Genomic DNA, 17,290 nt, shown 5'->3' on the forward strand with positions numbered 1-17,290 from the left:
GAAGATAAAAGTATAGCAAAATAAACTTAAAAGGAGTTTATTTTGCCTTAAGTTATTTGCAAATAAATAAAGCTTTCGCGCTTAAAATTTGTTCTTTTTCGCTGATAATTGGAGATGAAAGTTCTATATTGTCAGATTTTGCATTTAACATTCTAGGTGCGATATTGGCATTTGTATTTACTTGTAAATTTTTCAATACACAAGTTTTATTAAGATCTAAAGAGTAAGTTTTTTCATATTCGTATGATGTTTTTAAAAGCTCTTTGTAGAGATTTTCTTTGTTGTTGTTTAGTGTATCTTTTGAAAATCTTGTTTGTATGGCTGGTGTTGAAACGCTGATGAAATTATTTTTAGCTATGATAGAATTGATGTCATTTAAAAGCTTGTTAAAATCTGCAAGTCGGTTTTCTTTAAATTCACATTCTAAATTCGCATCAAATCTTTGACCTTTTGGAGTTTGTATACCATCTTTATAGGAAAAATTAGGCTCTAAAGAAAAACTTCCTCCGCTACAAAAATTTTCTTTTTTTGAGCGTTCTAAAATTTGATTGAAAGTATTTGTGATTTCGGCTTTTTCACTATTATCTAATGTGATTTTTGAGCTTAAATTTTCATTTGCCCAAAAATTAATATTTGCATATAAAATATCGGGTTTTAGCGTATTGCTTACTTCTATATTTCTTGAAAAATATAAATCATGATTAGAGTCTTTTTTGCCTAAAAATTCTACATTAAAAACTACTCCTGCAACAAAAAGTAATAAACATAAAAAACCTATACCTAAACCTTTAAAAAAAGCTAACATGGATATCCTTAATAATTTAATTTGAGCTAATTTTAGCAAAAAATTTTAAAATTTTTTGTTATACTCTCATTTATGCAAAAAAAAGAGCTTGAAAAACTACAAGAAAATTTACTTCTTTGGTATGAAAAAAATGGACGCAAAACTTTGCCTTGGCGTAATTTACAAAGTCAAAATTGTGATGAAAATTTAAAGCATATTGATAGAGCTTATGGGGTTTATATCAGCGAAATTATGCTTCAACAAACTCAAGTTAAATCAGTTTTAGAAAGGTTTTATTTTCCCTTTTTGCAAAAATTTCCTACTTTGCAAAGTTTAGCTAAAGCCAATGAAAATGAGCTTTTAAAGGCTTGGCAAGGGCTTGGTTACTATACTCGTGCTAGAAATTTAAAAAAGGTAGCCTTAGAATGCGTGGATAAGTTTGAAGCTAAATTACCCAAAGAAGTTGAGGATCTAAAAAAATTAAGCGGTATAGGAGCTTATACAGCAGGCGCTATAGCTTGTTTTGGCTATGATCAAAAAGTTTCTTTTGTTGATGGTAATATACGCCGTGTGTTTTCTCGTCTTTTTGCTTTGGAAAATCCTAGTATGAAAGAACTTGAAAAAAGAGCTAAAGAGCTTTTAAATTTAAATCATGCCTTTGATCATAACCAAGCTTTGCTTGATATAGGGGCTTTGGTTTGTGTGAGTAAAAATGCAAAGTGTGGAATTTGTCCTTTGTATGATTTTTGTCAAGGTAAATTTAATACAGAGCTTTATCCAAGAGTTAAAAAAATACTTTATGAGAGTTTAAATTTAAATCTTTTTTTGTTTGAATTTAATAAAAAATTTGCGATACAGAAAAGCCAAGATAAGCTTTATAAGGGTATGTATAATTTTCCTTTTTTTAAAGAAGGAGAGTATAAACTTTCTAAAGATATGAGTTTTATAGGGGAGTTTAAGCACGGCTATACTAAGTATAAACTTCATATCAAGGTTTATCATCAAATTTTAAACAATGAAAATAAAAATTATGAATTTAAAACCTTAAAAGAGTTAGAAAGTACCGCGCTTTCGGCACTTTCTTTAAAAGCGTTAAAATTAATTAAGCTCTGATTTTTTAGGCAAGCATAAAGTAGCTATAAGCATGATGATTGTAAAAATAGCTATATAGATAAAAAAGCCATTTTCTATACCTGCATTTTTAAATTGTAAAGCAACCCAAGGAGCAGATCCTCCAAAAACAGCATTTGCAATAGCATAACCTAAACCTGTCCCTAAAGCTCTTACATGTTCAGGAAAAAGTTTTGCTTTAAAAATCCCAGCAACTGAAGTATAAAAACTTAAAATAACAAACAATAATACCACCAACATAAATGTCAAAGAAGGATTATTTTGTGCGTTATTGGCTATAAGTGAAAAAATAGGATAAATTCCTACCAATGCCAAAATACAAAATACAATTAAAGATCGTTTGTGACCTATTTTATCTCCTATATATCCAAAAAGAGGTTGAATGATCATTAGTATAAATAAAGCACCTAAGAAAAGATTATTAACAAGCATTTTATCCATACCCGTATTTTCCATAAAAGTTTTAGTATAAGTTGTAATAGTATAAAAAGCTAAAGAACCTCCAGAAGTAACCCCAAGCACCATTAAAAAAGGTTTCCAAGATTTACATAATGCTTTTAAAGTACCACGATCTTCATGCTGGTGAAGTTTTGTAGCACTTTCATTCATCATTTTTCTTACAAAAAGCGAGCCTAGCGCTAAAATTCCGCCTATTACAAAAAGTATTCTCCAAGCGTAATCTTTCATATCATCAATACTAAAAAATAAAAACATTATACTAATGCTTGCAACGGCCAAAAGTTGACCGCCTATTAGGGTTACATACTGAAAAGATGAGTAAAAACCGCGTTTTCCTTCTGTAGCAAGTTCTGAAAGATAAGTAGCTGCTATGCCATACTCCCCGCCTACACTAAGACCTTGAATGAGTCTTGCTATTAAAAGTAAGATAATAGCAAGATCTCCCACTGTATCTTTGCTTGGTAAGGCTGCTATCATAAAAGAGCCCAAAGCCATTAAAACCACTGATATAACCATAGATTTTTTACGACCTACTTTATCAGCTAAAGAGCCAAAAAGCCAAGAACCTATAGGACGCATAAAAAACCCTGCTGCAAAAACCCCAAAGGCATTGATTTGCTGGATAACAGGATTATCTGAAGTTGAAAAAGTATGAGCAAAATAAGTTGCTGTAAAAGCATAGATATAAAAATCAAACCACTCTACTAAATTTCCGCTACTTGCAGCAATAATAGAGCGAATTTTTTTGTGCGAGTAAGCTCTTGCATAAACCCTTCCTTAATTTTAGATTTTTATTTAAGTATAGTGTGATTTTTGTTTAATATATTTAAAAATAAAGAAGAGAAATAAAAAAGATAAAAATATCGATAAAAATGTTACATATTTTAATAAATTTCATAAATTTTGGTAAAATGTTTACTCTAGGAAATATAATGAAATTTAAAAAAATATATATAGAATTAAGTGATATTTGTGGTTTAAAATGTGATTTTTGTCCTTCTCAAAAAGGAATTCGCGGGGTAATGAGTGAAGAAAAATTTCAAAAATTAGCTTATGAAATTTCTAATAAAGCTGAGCTTTTTACCTTTCATCTTTTGGGCGATCCTTTGCTTTTACCTAATTTGGAAAATTATCTAAAAATCGCAAAAGGTGAAGCTATGAAACTTGAAATCACTACAAGTGGCTTTTATTTAAATTCTAAAAATCAAGCTTTATTGTTAGGGTATGAGAATATCCATCAAATCAATATTTCTTTAATATCTTTTTTAAGTCAAAGCAAAATTTCTTTAGAACAGTATTTTAAGCCTATTTTAGAACTTTGCAAAAAGCATTTAGAGCAAAAAAGCCTTTCTTTTATCAATCTAAGACTTTGGAATTTAGATGCTAATTTTAAAGCACCTAAGTCAAATTTAAAAATTTATGAGTTTTTAGCCAAAGAATTTGAAGTTAAGATTGATACAAACTTAAGTAAAAATCGCTTGCAAAGACATATTTTGCTTCATCAAAATAAACTTTTTAAATGGCCTAATTTAAAAGATGAGCCCCTTTATAAAAAAGGAAAATGTCATGCTTTAAAAGAGCAAATTGGGATTTTAAGTGATGGAAGTTTGGTGCCTTGCTGTTTGGATACTAAAGCAGATATTAACTTAGGAAATGTTTTTGAAAATAACTTTGATAAGCTTTTTAAATCACCGCGTATAAAGATGATGAAAAAAGCTTTTGAAGAAGATAAACGCATAGAAAAACTTTGTCAAACTTGCGAATTTTTTAAAGCAAGATTGGGTGATTAAAAATTGTTATTTTCTAGCTTTGTTTTAAATTCTTGAATTCTATCTATTATCTTAGGACTAAGGCGTAATAATATATGTGTATCTTTGTTAAAATAAATACTTCCTGTTTTAACTGCTTTGGTATTTTTCAATAAAGCATTTGTATCTAAAAGATTGTTTTTGGCATTCATTCCAAGAATGAGTATGTCTGGATTTTGTTTTAGTATATATTCTGCTGATATAACAGGTCTTGAAATTTGACTTTGCGGACTTAAATTTTTAATCCCTATGAGTCTTAAAATATCAGCTATTAAAGAATTATCATTAAAGGCCATTAAAGGGTTGCTAGAATAAAGATAAATCGCACTTTTATTTAAGGGTTTATCGCTTAATTTTTTTAAATTTTGAGCAAATTCTTGTTTTAAAAGCTCCGCTTCTTTTTCTTTCTTGGTGATTTGACCTAAGATTGTGATATTTTTTGTTATATCTTCTAAACGCTCGGCTTTTAAATTGATACTTTTGATACCAAAATTTTTAAGTCCTTCTTCTAAATTTAAAGAATAAGAGCTTAAAATCACCAAACTTGGTTTTAATGCTACTATTTTTTCAAGCGAAGGATTTGAAAAAGTGCCTACGCTTGTAAGTTTTGAGGTTTGATCTTTAGGATAGATATTTGAGTGTTGTAAAGTGGCAATGCCTACGATTTGATCCCCAGCTTTAAGCATAAAAAGGGTTTCTATGCTTGCAGGATCAAGCACTACAAGGCGTTCTTTTGCATTTAGTGTGATTAAAAACAAACTCATAATAATTAAAATTTTTTTCATTTTTTCTCCTTTAAAGCTAAAATATAAGGTTTAGAATTTTTATAAATAATCTCGCAGTTTAAATCATAAATTTCTTTTAAAATTTCTTGAGTAAAAAGCTCTTTACTCGTTCCAAAATACTTTATTTCCCCTTCTTTTAAAAAAAGGATTTTATCGCAGAACATAGAAGCTAAATTTAAATCATGCAAGATAGCAACAACGGCTATATTTTTTTCTTTAACTAGTTTTTCGCAAAGACTTAAAAGCTCTATAGCATAGTTTAAATCAAGGGCTGAAGTGGGTTCATCTAAAAAAAGAATTTTTGGCTTTTTAAGCAAAGCTCTTGCCAAAAGCATTCTTTGAAATTCACCCCCACTTAAAGAAAGTATGCTTCTTTCTAGAAAATTTTCAAGTCTTAAATTCTTAGCAAATTCTTTAATTTCTATAATATCTTCTTTAGAATAAGAACTAAAAGCGTGTTTTAAATTTGCATATTTGCTCATTAAAAGCACATCGATGACTTTTAAAGGGGTGTTTAATTCTGATTTTTGAGGCACAAAGCCGCAAATTTTGGCAAATTCTTTAAGAGAAAAATCTTTGATATTTGTATTAAAAAGACTTATCTCTCCTTTATTTGGACTTAAATTTTTAAGTATAAGTTTTAAAAGAGTGCTTTTACCTGAGCCATTTGGCCCTAAAATTCCTATAAAAGCCTGATTTTTAAGTTCTAAATGAATGTTTTTTAGTAAATCTTTTTGGTGATAAGCAAAGCTTAAATTTTGTATTTTTAGCATTATAAAAATCTCCTAGCGCTTAAAGCCAAGTATAAAAAAATAGGAGCTCCAAAAAATGCAGTTAGGATTCCAATCGGAATTTGCACAGGGGCTAAAAGAGTTCTTGCTAAAGTATCACAAATAAGTAAAAATAATCCTCCAAATGCTGTACATAAAGGGATAACTAAGGCATTATCATAATTTTTAAGCAAAAGTCTTATGGTATGAGGAATGATGAGCCCAACAAAGCCTATAAGTCCGCTAAAAGCAACCGCAAAAGATACAGCCAAGGATGAGACAATGAGTAAATTTATCTTTAATTTTTGAGCATTTACCCCTAGATTTCTAGCTTCATCATCTCCGCTTAAAAGTATGTTTAATTCGTTTTTATGAGCGTAAAAATAAAACAAACAAAAAATTAAAGGTAAGATTAAAATTCCCACACGAAACCAAGAAGCATTGCCTATATTTCCCATAAGCCAAGCGACTATTTTAAAAGAATCCTCGCCTATAAGATAGGTGAAAAAAGAAGTAAAAGCTCCTAAAAAAGATGAAGCTGCTATGCCGATAATGAGTAAAGTTGCTATAGAAGCTTTAGAAGAAATTTTAAAAACTCCTAGGGCAAAAAAGGCAGAGCAAACAAAACCTAAAATTCCATAATAATAATCATTCAATTTTAACAAATACGCTAAAACCGCTCCAAAGGTTGCTGCAGAAGCTATACCTATAATATAAGGATCGGCTATAGGATTTGAAAATACATTTTGAGTGATAGCCCCACTACTAGCTAGAAGCATACCGATTAAAATCGCCATTATAATCCGTGGCAAGCGTCCATCTATGATGATTTGTCTTAAAATTTCATCTTGGCTAAAGATATATGAAAAAAGTTCTTTTGGGTTTAAATTCTTATCTCCTAAGCAAAGTGCTGTAAAAGAAGCGATTATATAAGCTACCAAAAGCCCTATAATCACTAAAATTTTAGAATGCGTATTTAAATTCAACATAGTAGTTTCTGCCATTCCCAACTAGGTATTGATCATTTATACTGTCTTGGTATGTGTAGTATCTTTTATCGAAAAGATTGCGAATTCCTGCTAAAATTTGTAATTTTTTATAATTATATTTCATGCCAATATCTGTTAAAAAATAATCCCTTATCCAAGAATTTTTAGACATTTTTCCTGTATTTTCATCTATAGTTCCACCATCTTTTGCTCTAGAAAAATAGGTTAAATCAATAAAATTTGAGAAATTTTTATTCCAAGCGTATTCAAGCCCAGCTGTGGCTTTGATTTTTGAAACATAAGGAATTCTCATGCCGTCATTAACACCTTTAGAAATTTTAGCATCAAGATAAGTTAGACTTTCTCTAAAGATTAAATCATCATCTAAAAAATTTTGACTCAGACTTAATTCTACTCCTAAACGGCGAGTTTGATCTATATTATAATATTGCCAAAATCCTCCACCTGTTGCATGAGGGTTTCCAAGATAAGAAATTTCATCTTTGCTTAGGGTGTAAAATAAAGTTAGATTAAAGCCGTAAAAATCCCACCAAAAATCATCAATTCCTAGTTCGAAGGTATCAAAGATCTCAGGATTTAAATTTGCAGAATAATACTTTTGTGAATTTTTATCTTTATTGACAAATTGTGCTGGACTTGGAGAGACAAAACCTCTTTCGTATTTGATATAAAGCTTTCCTGTGTTTGAGTATTTAAAATTTGGAGTGATTTCAAAGGCGAAGTTATGACTTGTATCATCGGTTGAAAAAAGTTCTGGAGTGCTTGGTTTAGGAATGTTTGATATAATCATATTGCTAGTGTAATTTCTATTTGTGCCATAAAGACTATATTCATATCTTGCTCCACCTGAAATACTAAAAATATCGTTAAATTCATGAGAATTAAGAGCTAAAATAGAATGGCTTTGTTTAGTCATATCCATAAGCGTTGTCATAGTATGACTCATTTGAAACTTAGGGCTATTTACATCATAATGAATAATGCTTGTTCTTTTTGCATCATGGTTTGTAAATTCATAACCAAAAATAAAATAAGAATTATTTGCATAATTTAGTTTGTTTTTTAAGCTTATCCCTGTAAGTGTGTCTTCAAAACCACTTCCATTTTGATATACAGGAAGACTCATATTCATGTAGCTCATTGTAGAAACATCTTTTAGATAATTGATCTTTTGATTTTGCCAAAAAGCTTCTAGGTTAAATTCCCATATATCATCAAAATAGTAATGATAGTCCAAAGAAATTTCAGGGCGATTGATTTGTGTGATATTGTCACTATTGCCTTTTTGAGTTGGATCGCTTTGAGCTTGTGCTTTTGTTAGATAGCCACTGCTGGTATTTTTGCTTTTAAAATAATTATAACCCAAAGTTAAATCGCTATTATCATTTATATCAATATAGGTTTTTGTGTTGATAAAATAACCTTTTTCATTATAACCTTCTTGATATCCATCAAGGTTAAAACTTTGTATATCAAAGCTAAAAGCTAAATTTTCATTTATTTGTTTGGCGCCATTGATACCTAAATTTCCACCTAGTCCACCATGATCATAAGCACTGCTTTTTAAATTTATAGCAAAAGCATCTGATTTTTGTTTTTTTGTAATGATATTAATCACGCCCCCTCTAGTACCGCTTCCATAAAGCACAGATCCACCCCCAGGTATGATTTCTATGCGTTCTACATTATCTAAATTGATACTATCTAACGGGGTTACACCATGGGAATTATCAAGAACATTAATAGCACGCCCATCGATCATAACTTTTACAGCTATATTAGACTTATCTCCTTGTCCACGCATATCTATATTGCGTCCAAGTCCAAAATTTACAAAACTAATGCCCGAAATTCTTTCTAAGGCTTGTTCTAAGGAAACATAACCTTTATTTTGTAGATCTTTGCCTTCTATGCTGATTACATTGCGTAAATTTGAGTCCGCATCTTGCTCAAAACCTGTTGCACTAACAACAACTTTTTGTAGATTGATGGCTTCATTTGATTCTTGCGCATTTAAATTAGTTATTAGCAATAATGCAAATAAAGATAATTTAAAAGCTTTTTTATTTGGGTGCAAATTTTACTCCTTAAATAAAATAAATAATGATAATTTATATCATAATAATTTAGAACGAAATTTATCCTTTATTAACTTAATTTGGTATAAATTTTTGTTAAAATAGATAATTTTTATATTTTAAGTGCTTTTTAATTTGATAATTGATACCATTTTTTTTAATATTTTATTTTAAAGTCAAGAAAGGATAAAAATGAATTTTGAAAGCATTATTTCTCATATGAATGATCATCATAAATCAAATTTAGTTGATCTTTGTAAAAAATTTGGTGGTATTGAGCAAGTGCAAGATGTTTTTCTAAAAAGTGTTGATTTTAATGGCTTGGATCTTGTTTACAATGATAAAGAAAATTTACGAGTGGAATTTCCTAAAAAAGCCGATGAAAACACAATTAAAGATACTATAATATCTCTTTGCATGAGTGCAAAGAGCGAGCAAAATTTTAGTGGCGTAGAAAAAGAATTAAATGAATTTATGCTAAGTTTTAATTCTGTAGCCTTGGCGACTTTAAATGCAAATGGAGAAGTTGTTTGTTCGTATGCACCTTTTGTAAGCACACAATGGGGAAATTATATTTATATAAGTGAAGTAAGCGAACATTTTAACAACATCAAAGTAAATCCAAACAATATAGAAATAATGTTTTTAGAGGATGAGAGTAAAGCTGCTTCTGTTATACTTCGCAAAAGATTGCGCTATAGAGTAAATGCAAGCTTTTTAAAGAGAGGTGAAAGATTTGATCAAATTTATGATGAGTTTGAAAAACAAACCGGAGGAGAAGGAGGCATTAAAACTATACGCAAGATGCTTGATTTTCATCTGGTAAAGCTTGAATTTAAAAAAGGACGCTTTGTAAAAGGTTTTGGTCAAGCTTATGATATAGAAAATGGAAATGTTGCACATGTAGGTGCTAGTGGAAATCCACATAAATTCCCACATAAGCATTAATTTGTATAAAATCTTATAAATTTTGTTCTTGTAAAGCTTGGGCTTGATGATGAGTGATTAAAGGTTCTATGATTTCATCAAAAAGCCCATCTTGCATAATGGCATCTAAGCGATATAAAGTAAGATTTATTCTATGATCGCTGATACGATTTTGTGGAAAATTGTAAGTGCGAATGCGTTCGCTTCTATCTCCGCTTCCTACTTGTGATTTTCTTGCTTCACTTTCTTTTGCTAGCCTTTCACTTTCTTGCATTTCATAAAGCCTTGCTTTTAGGACTTTCATCGCACTTTCTTTATTTTTGTGTTGGCTTTTTCCATCTTGATTGACTACAACTATACCTGTGGGGATATGAGTGATACGAACAGCTGAATCAGTAGTATTTACACTTTGTCCACCATGTCCTGAAGATCGCATAACATCAACTTTAAGATCGTTTGGATTGATTTCGATTTCTATATCATCAACTTCTGGCATTACTGCCACGGTGATAGCAGAAGTATGCACGCGTCCTTGGGATTCTGTTTGAGGAACTCTTTGAACACGGTGCGTTCCACCTTCATATTTAAGTCTTGAATAAGCCCCTGTTCCTTTAACAAGCATGATGATTTCTTTAAATCCACCTACACTTCCTTCACTAGAGCTTACAATCTCAAGTTTATAGCCGCGATTTTCAGCATATCTTGCATAAGCTTTTACAAGATCTCCTACAAATAAAGATGCCTCATCGCCACCTGTACCTGCACGAATTTCAAGAAAAATATTTCTTTCATCATTTGGATCTTTAGGAAGAAGTAAAATTTTAATCTCTTCTTCAAGTTTTGGTTTTAATTCTTCTAAAGTTTTTAGTTCTTCTTTTGCAAGTTCCCCAAGTTCTGGATCGTTTAGCAAAGCTTTATTTTCTTCTATATTGTCTAAAGTTTTTAAATACTCTTTAGCTTTTAAAACGATAGGTTCTAAATTTTTTTGTTCTTTAGAGAGTGTAGTCATTTTACTGATATCGTTGAGTATATCAGAACTGCTAAGAAGAGAATTTAACTCTTCAAAGCGTTTTAAAAAAGGATCTAGTTTGCTAGCTAACATTAAAAACTATATAGAAAATTATGCGATTTTATTTACTAAAAGGGCTAAGCGGCTTACACGGCGAGAAGCAGTTTGTTTTTTAATGAAACCGCGACTTACCATAGCATGAATGCTTTTATTAGCTACTTTTAAAGCTTCATTAGCAGCATTTTTATCTCCATTTGCTGCAGCTTCTCTTACGGCTTTAGTTATATTTTTAAGTCTTGTTCTATAGAATCTATTTCTTTCTGTTTTTTTAATAGTTTGTCTTGCTCTTTTTTCAGCAGATTTATGGTTTGCCATTTATATTTTCCTTTTTTGAAATTAAAGACTAAATTATATAAGAATAAAATTTAAAATTTAATTAATTTAAGCAAAATTTCAAAATAAATCCTTTAAATTTATATCCCAAAAAACTAAATTAAATTTAAGTAAAAATCCATAAATTACCGCACTTAAAAGTCCAGCAAACAATCCTGCTAGCATATCATCAAGCATTACACCTAGTCCGCCTTTGACTTTTTTATCTATCTTGCCAATAATAGAAGGTTTTGTAATGTCAAAGAGTCTAAATAAAACAAAAGCCAAAATAAAATTGACTATCGAGTTTTCAACACTTGCTGCAATAGCACAAGCAAGAAAAACCCCAGCAACTTCATCGATAACTATGTGTTTGTCATCGTGAATTCCTGTTTTTTTTTCATAATCATCTATAACACGAATACTTGCAACAAAAATTAAAATACTTAGTAAAAACAAAGTATTAATCCCGAGATATTTAAGTATAAAAAAAGCAGGTGTTAAAGCAGCGATAGTACCAAAAGTCCCACTTGCCTTTTTTATAGAACCTGAATAAAAAAAAGTTAAAAATAATTTTTGCATTTTGTTACACCATATAAGACATTTGATGAATTTCTAAAAGTTTTTGATAAAATTCTTCATCATTTTTGTATTCTAAAATTCCATCAGTTGGAAAAAGCTCATTATAAATTTTTTGCATATTTTTTAATCTATTTGGAAAAAGAGAAGTTAAAATAATACTAGATACTTCCTTGCGCATGAAAATTGCTGGAGGAATGATACCCGCTCTTAGTAAATCTTTTAAAGACTGAGAATTATAGTGCAAATGGTGATGACAACCATGAGGGCAAGATCTTGTGCTAACAATCATGCGACATTGATCGCAAAATACAAATTCAGGCAAAACAATCACTTCTATGCCATAATCCTTGGAAAAATCATCAAGTATGGTTTTTGGTTGATTATCATCATAAAACATTCCAAGTCCTGTATGATTTTGTCCTACTACTAGTTTGGTACAACCTAGACTTTTTGCGATAATGCTTTCTAAGCCAGGATTTAAATGAGCGTGAAAAATATTAATATTTTTTAATGGAAAAATGAAAATTCTATCCGGTGGAAGATAGTTTTGAATAAATTTTTTCAAATAAGCTTCTTTAAGTTCGAATTCAAACCCATTTGCATCAAAAGATTCTACAAGAAAAATTACAACTAAATCTGCTTTATCAATAGTCCAACGAAACATTCTTTCATGGGCACGATGCAAAGGATCAAAACTTGAAACTATAGCGGTAATTTTTTGTGCATTAAGATTGTTTTTGATTTGTTGAAAATTTTCTTTTATTTTTTTAATTTGAGAATTGTAAATTTCTATTTTTCCACTTATACAAGTTGTTCCCATATCTTCTAAAGAGCAAGTGTTAGGACTGAAAATATCAGAAAAATTTTTATTATTTTTAAATTGGCTTTTAAAATCTATATGTCCTACTACTTTTTCGTCTAGTATGAGATCGATTCTATCGCCAGATTTTATATCATTTAGTGCTTCTTCAGCATTTTTCGGTGCAAAGCTTAAGGGATAGGGAAAACTTTCTCCTTTAAATTTTCCTGATTTAATGATTTCATTGACTTCTTTTTCATTCATTAAATGAGTGCAAGTGCCTAGCAAACCTTCTTTAATAAGTGATAAGATGCCAAATTCATTTTGATCTATGGTAATGTTTTTATTTTTTCTTGCTGATTTCATATTTCTTCCTTTTTTCCCATAAAGATTTACGTGAAATGCCTAATTTTTTTGAAAGATCAGTATCAGGAAATATATTTTGGTAGTTTATAATAACATATTTTACATACTCATCTATGGTTAAAATTTCATTGCTATCGATATTTTTTTCATTATCATTTAAATTAATGCAGTTTATTTTTAAATCATCTGTATTTGAATTGGTATGCAAAATAATATTTTTGTTTTGTATAAAATCTAGGAGTTTTTCCTTTTCTGCTGCTTTTAATGCTTGAAAATTACTCAAAAATAAGAGATTGTTTTCTGTGGGAAGTTTCATAACTTTTTCAACTGAATTTGTAGATGTTAAATCAATAAAAGAAAGAGTAATGTCACATTCATTTGCATAATTAAAAACAAAAGCATCAGCACTGCTTTGCTTGTTGGATTTTAATATCAATGGAAGTTTTAATTTTTTATAATTATACTCTGGAATTTTGATTGTTTCTAATCTTGATTTGATATAGCTTTGATAAGCTTTATTAAGGATTGAAAGTTTTCTAAAATCTTGATAATGCTTTATTTTTCTAATCAGCTCTTCTATCATAAAGGGTTTTTGAATATAATCACTAGCACCTAATTTCAAAGGATTTGAAACTGTATCTGTGCTTATATAAGAAATAAGCAAAATAATAATACTATGCTTAAACTGACCTACGGCTTTTAGAAAATTATTAGTATTTGTAGAAAGCAGTACAATATCATAGTATTTTTCACCATTGTATTCATCAAACGAGTTTATAATTTCACAGCTATATCCAGCATCACTTAGTTTAATGCTAATGCTTTGCGCTAGATAAATTTCATTTTCAATAATTAAAACTTTCATAATCTTGTCCAATCAAAATATTTTAAATTTACACTACTAAGCACCGCCATACCTTCTTTTCTTCCAATAAAACCCAATTTTTCCGTTGTTGTGGCTTTAACATTGATTCTAAATTCATCTAAGTCTAAAGTATGAGCTATATTGCTTTGCATAGCTTGTTTAAAGTCTTTAAGTTTAGGGCTTTGTGCCATGACGCAAATGTCTATATTAATGAGTTCAAAACCTACTTCTCTGACTTTATCATAAGCCTGTTTTAAAAGCTCCATGGAGTTGGCATTTTTAAATTTCATATCAGTATCAGGATAAAGCTCTCCTATATCTCCAAGTCCTGCAGCACCTAAAATCGCATCGGTTAAAGAGTGAGCTAAAACATCTCCATCGCTGTGTGCTTTAAGCCCCATAGTAGGATGAATTTGCACTCCTGCTAAAAGCAAAGAGCGATTCTCTCCAAATTCATGCACATCAAAACCATTGCCAGTAAAAATTTCAAAGCTAGGTGTAGGCAAATCAAGCTTTTTAAGATCTTCTTTAAAGGTTAGTTTTCTTGCATTTTCTTCACCTTCAACAAACCAAATTTTTCCACCCATCGCAGCTATAGCTGTGCTATCATCTGTAAATTCTAGGTTTTGATCCAAGGCTTTTTTAAGCAATTTGGTTTTAGAAATTTGCGGGGTTTGAATGAGTTTGATTTTTTCTCTTTGCAAGGCTTCATTGTCAAAAAGTGTTGTATCTGCAACTTTTAAAGCAGGGGTAATACAATCTGCTTTATCTAAATTTTCAATCAAACGATCAAACAAATTTTTGCTCACCAATACCCTTGCTACATCACTTACCATAACAAATTCGCTATCTATGAGCTCTAAGGCTTTTTTTAAGGATTCTGCTCTGGTATCACCACCTTCTATGAATTCATAGTTTTTAGTAAATTTTTTCATATAAACGATATTACTAGAGGTAACAACTATTTTTTTAAAAGGATAAAAAGAGCTTAAATTTTTTGTTGCATAAAGCCAAAGAGGGTCATTTCCAAGTCGTAAAAATTGTTTTTTTACCTTTGTGTTAAAACGAGTAGAATTTCCAGCTGCTAACATAATGAGGCTAATTTCACTCATTTTTTCATTCCTCTTTTTAATATTGTTGGTTTTTATAATGTTACCATATTATACACTTATAAAAAGCTAAATTTTATCATTTTATTAGTAAAATTGATTTTTTTAAAAGACAAGGAAAAAATATGAAAGAACAAATTTTAGAGAAATTAAAAACTGTAAAATATCCTGGTTTTGAAAAGGATATAGTGAGTTTTAACTTTGTAAAAGATATTAAAATTCAAGATGATGGTGTATTCATTGATATAGAAATCGTTTCAGCAAATCCTGAAGTAGCCAATGAAATTCGTAAAAATGCTACTGAAGCTTTATCGAGTTTGGCTTTAAAAAATATCGAACTTAATATCATCACTCCAAAAATTCCTGAAGAAAAAAGTAATTCAAGAAGTGGAAAAAATATCGCTCCACAAGTAAAAAATTTCATCATGGTTTCAAGTGGAAAAGGTGGTGTGGGTAAATCTACAACTACAGTAAATTTAGCAATTTCCATGGCTAAAATGGGAAAAAGAGTAGGTATTTTAGACGCGGATATTTATGGGCCAAATATTCCAAGAATGCTAGGTGAAACCAAAACTCAGCCTGAAGTAGTAGGGCAGAGATTAAAGCCTATTTTAACTCATGGTGTTTATATGATGAGTATGGGGGTTTTGATCGAAGAGGGTCAAGGTCTTATGTGGCGTGGAGCTATGATTATGAAAGCAATCGAGCAACTTTTAGCTGATGTGATTTGGCCTGAACTTGATGTATTATTTTTAGATATGCCTCCAGGAACAGGTGATGCGCAAATTACTTCTGCACAAAGTATTCCTATTACTGCAGGAGTTTGCGTAAGCACACCTCAAACCGTATCTTTAGACGATAGTAAAAGAGCTTTAGATATGTTTAATAAACTTCACATTCCTATAGCGGGTGTGATTGAAAATATGAGTGGATTTTTATGTCCTGATAATGGTAAAGAGTATGATATTTTTGGCAAAGGAACAGCTGAGGATATGGCAAAAGCTTATAAAAGTGAAGTTTTAGCACAAATTCCTATAGAAATGATAGTAAGAGAAGGTGGAGATGAAGGCAAGCCTGTGAGTTTTTATCACCCTGAAAGTGTGAGTTCAAAGCGTTATTTAATGGCGGCTGAAAAAATTTGGAGCTTTATAGAAAAGATTAACAATGAAGGCGGTGGGGATAATTCTGCTATACAACCTGTGATGAATGGAAAAAGTGCGTGTTCGCATTAAAAATTAAGTGGATAAGGAAAAGAAAATGATTAATACTAAAGAAGATTTTTTACTTTTAATCAAACAAATTGAGCAAAAAAGTGGTTATAAAAAACCTAAAGCTTTTGGTATAGCAAGGCTTGATAGAGGACAGTTAAATAAAAATAAAATCTTACAAGCAAGTTTTGCTTTAATTAATTATGAGCAAAATTTTGGCTCAGCAGCAATTATGCTTGAAGCTTTTATGCAAAGGAGTGTGGAGATTGATTTTAATGCGAGTGAGTTTGTACAAACTTTGAAATTAGAAGATATTGATTTTGCACTTTCTTGTTTTAAACCTTTTTTAGAAGAAGAGGGGCATCAAAATATTGATTTATTAAAGATTATCAAAGATAAATTTAAAGACGATGAGTTTGCTTTTGTTTGTCTTTTTGAAGATAAAGAACCTTTAAGTGTAGAAAGTGTTTATCTAAAACTTTATTTGCTTTCTACTAAAAAAGTGCCTTTAAGAAGTATCAATCTAAATGGAGCTTTTGGACTTTTAAGCAATGTAGCTTGGAGTGATGATAAGCCTATCGAGCTTGAGTATTTAAGAGCAAATGAAATGCGTTTAAAAATGAGCAATCAATATCCAAAAATCGATTTTGTTGATAAATTCCCAAGATTTTTAGCACATATTATCCCTGAGGATAATACAAGAATTTTAGAAAGTTCTAAAGTAAGAATGGGTGCGTCTTTAGCAGCGGGAACAACCATCATGCCAGGGGCAAGTTATGTGAATTTTAATGCAGGCACAACAGGAGCTTGTATGGTTGAAGGGCGTATTAGTTCAAGTGCTATAGTAGGAGAAGGTTCTGATGTAGGTGGCGGAGCTTCGATTTTAGGTGTTTTAAGTGGAACAAGTGGTAATGCTATAAGCGTAGGCAAGGCTTGTCTTTTAGGGGCTAATTCAGTGACAGGAATTCCTTTAGGGGATAATTGTATAGTTGATGCAGGTATTGCGGTGCTAGAAGGAACGAAATTTTTACTCAAAGATGCCGAAGAACTTGCTAAACTTAATCCTTATTTTAATTTTGATAAAGAAATTTACAAAGGCTTAGAGCTTAAAGGTTTAAATGGACTACATTTCCGTCAAGATTCTATAAGTGGTGCTATGATAGTAGCTTTAAATAAAAAAGCAGTCAAACTTAACGAAGCCTTGCATTGATATAAATTCATTTACATA

Annotated in this window: 16 protein-coding genes and 1 pseudogene; 5 read left to right on the forward strand and 12 right to left on the reverse strand. The window is 30.4% G+C overall.

The window, feature by feature from the left end:
• Window positions 1-52: 52 nt before the first annotated feature.
• Entirely contained in the window at window positions 53-805 is a 753-nt protein-coding gene (locus tag AJ936_RS03410; protein WP_070248909.1) for a hypothetical protein, read from the reverse strand.
• Between the two features lie 72 nt (window positions 806-877).
• Here AJ936_RS03410 and mutY point away from each other — a divergent pair, with 72 nt between their 5' ends.
• The gene (gene mutY, locus AJ936_RS03415; RefSeq protein ID WP_070248911.1) at window positions 878-1,897 is read left to right on the forward strand and encodes an A/G-specific adenine glycosylase; all 1,020 of its coding nucleotides are present in this window, start codon (window positions 878-880) and stop codon (window positions 1,895-1,897) included.
• Here the strand turns inward: mutY and AJ936_RS03420 are convergent.
• A pseudogene (locus AJ936_RS03420) lies at window positions 1,883-3,141 on the reverse strand (MFS transporter). The gene mutY and the pseudogene AJ936_RS03420 sit on opposite strands and share 15 nt — an antisense overlap.
• A 165-nt stretch (window positions 3,142-3,306) precedes the next feature.
• On the opposite strand from AJ936_RS03420, the gene AJ936_RS03425 reads away from it, so the two are divergent.
• Entirely contained in the window at window positions 3,307-4,164 is an 858-nt protein-coding gene (locus tag AJ936_RS03425) for a radical SAM/SPASM domain-containing protein (RefSeq protein WP_070274062.1), read from the forward strand.
• Here the strand turns inward: AJ936_RS03425 and AJ936_RS03430 are convergent.
• The 4 genes from AJ936_RS03430 to AJ936_RS03445 are packed head-to-tail and all read right to left on the reverse strand — an operon-like array spanning window position 4,161 to window position 8,824.
• Window positions 4,161-4,967 (reverse strand): ABC transporter substrate-binding protein, encoded by an 807-nt coding sequence (locus AJ936_RS03430; RefSeq protein ID WP_044778648.1) that lies wholly within the window; start codon window positions 4,965-4,967, stop codon window positions 4,161-4,163. The genes AJ936_RS03425 and AJ936_RS03430 overlap by 4 nt on opposite strands.
• Window positions 4,964-5,740 carry an ABC transporter ATP-binding protein gene (locus AJ936_RS03435; RefSeq protein WP_044778649.1) on the reverse strand — a complete coding sequence of 259 codons (777 nt, stop codon included), beginning with the start codon at window positions 5,738-5,740 and terminating at the stop codon, window positions 4,964-4,966. Before AJ936_RS03435 ends, AJ936_RS03430 begins: the two co-directional genes overlap by 4 nt.
• Window positions 5,740-6,726, reverse strand: coding sequence for an iron ABC transporter permease (locus AJ936_RS03440; RefSeq protein ID WP_070248920.1), 987 nt, complete (start codon window positions 6,724-6,726; stop codon window positions 5,740-5,742). Before AJ936_RS03440 ends, AJ936_RS03435 begins: the two co-directional genes overlap by 1 nt.
• Entirely contained in the window at window positions 6,701-8,824 is a 2,124-nt protein-coding gene (locus AJ936_RS03445; RefSeq protein WP_070274063.1) for a TonB-dependent receptor, read from the reverse strand. The genes AJ936_RS03440 and AJ936_RS03445 overlap by 26 nt, the downstream gene beginning before the upstream one ends.
• A 193-nt stretch (window positions 8,825-9,017) precedes the next feature.
• Here AJ936_RS03445 and AJ936_RS03450 point away from each other — a divergent pair, with 193 nt between their 5' ends.
• Window positions 9,018-9,773 (forward strand): HugZ family heme oxygenase, encoded by a 756-nt coding sequence (locus AJ936_RS03450; RefSeq protein WP_070274064.1) that lies wholly within the window; start codon window positions 9,018-9,020, stop codon window positions 9,771-9,773.
• A gap of 13 nt (window positions 9,774-9,786) precedes the next feature.
• Here AJ936_RS03450 and prfA read toward each other — a convergent pair whose 3' ends face one another.
• The 6 genes from prfA to AJ936_RS03480 form a co-directional block, all read right to left on the reverse strand.
• On the reverse strand, window positions 9,787-10,854 hold the full coding sequence (prfA, locus tag AJ936_RS03455; RefSeq protein WP_002858952.1) for a peptide chain release factor 1: 1,068 nt from the start codon (window positions 10,852-10,854) through the stop codon (window positions 9,787-9,789).
• Window positions 10,855-10,872: 18 nt separating this feature from the next.
• Entirely contained in the window at window positions 10,873-11,136 is a 264-nt protein-coding gene (gene rpsT, locus AJ936_RS03460; protein WP_002856547.1) for a 30S ribosomal protein S20, read from the reverse strand.
• Between the two features lie 78 nt (window positions 11,137-11,214).
• Entirely contained in the window at window positions 11,215-11,715 is a 501-nt protein-coding gene (locus AJ936_RS03465; protein ID WP_070209918.1) for a phosphatidylglycerophosphatase A, read from the reverse strand.
• 4 nt (window positions 11,716-11,719) lie between these two features.
• The gene (locus tag AJ936_RS03470) at window positions 11,720-12,880 is read right to left on the reverse strand and encodes a sulfate adenylyltransferase (RefSeq protein WP_070209919.1); all 1,161 of its coding nucleotides are present in this window, start codon (window positions 12,878-12,880) and stop codon (window positions 11,720-11,722) included.
• Window positions 12,858-13,745: a response regulator gene (locus tag AJ936_RS03475; protein WP_070209920.1), complete on the reverse strand. Its 888-nt coding sequence runs from the start codon at window positions 13,743-13,745 to the stop codon at window positions 12,858-12,860. Before AJ936_RS03475 ends, AJ936_RS03470 begins: the two co-directional genes overlap by 23 nt.
• Entirely contained in the window at window positions 13,742-14,857 is a 1,116-nt protein-coding gene (locus AJ936_RS03480; RefSeq protein ID WP_070209921.1) for a bifunctional 2-C-methyl-D-erythritol 4-phosphate cytidylyltransferase/2-C-methyl-D-erythritol 2,4-cyclodiphosphate synthase, read from the reverse strand. Before AJ936_RS03480 ends, AJ936_RS03475 begins: the two co-directional genes overlap by 4 nt.
• Window positions 14,858-14,979: 122 nt before the next feature.
• Here AJ936_RS03480 and AJ936_RS03485 point away from each other — a divergent pair, with 122 nt between their 5' ends.
• Entirely contained in the window at window positions 14,980-16,086 is a 1,107-nt protein-coding gene (locus AJ936_RS03485) for an Mrp/NBP35 family ATP-binding protein (RefSeq protein ID WP_070274065.1), read from the forward strand.
• Window positions 16,087-16,111: 25 nt separating this feature from the next.
• Window positions 16,112-17,272: a tetrahydrodipicolinate N-succinyltransferase N-terminal domain-containing protein gene (locus tag AJ936_RS03490; RefSeq protein ID WP_002871281.1), complete on the forward strand. Its 1,161-nt coding sequence runs from the start codon at window positions 16,112-16,114 to the stop codon at window positions 17,270-17,272.
• Window positions 17,273-17,290 lie beyond the last annotated feature (18 nt).

Origin of the sequence: Campylobacter sp. BCW_6877, assembly GCF_001762445.1 — a bacterium.
In the GTDB taxonomy this organism is placed as follows: Bacteria; Campylobacterota; Campylobacteria; order Campylobacterales; family Campylobacteraceae; genus Campylobacter_D; species Campylobacter_D jejuni.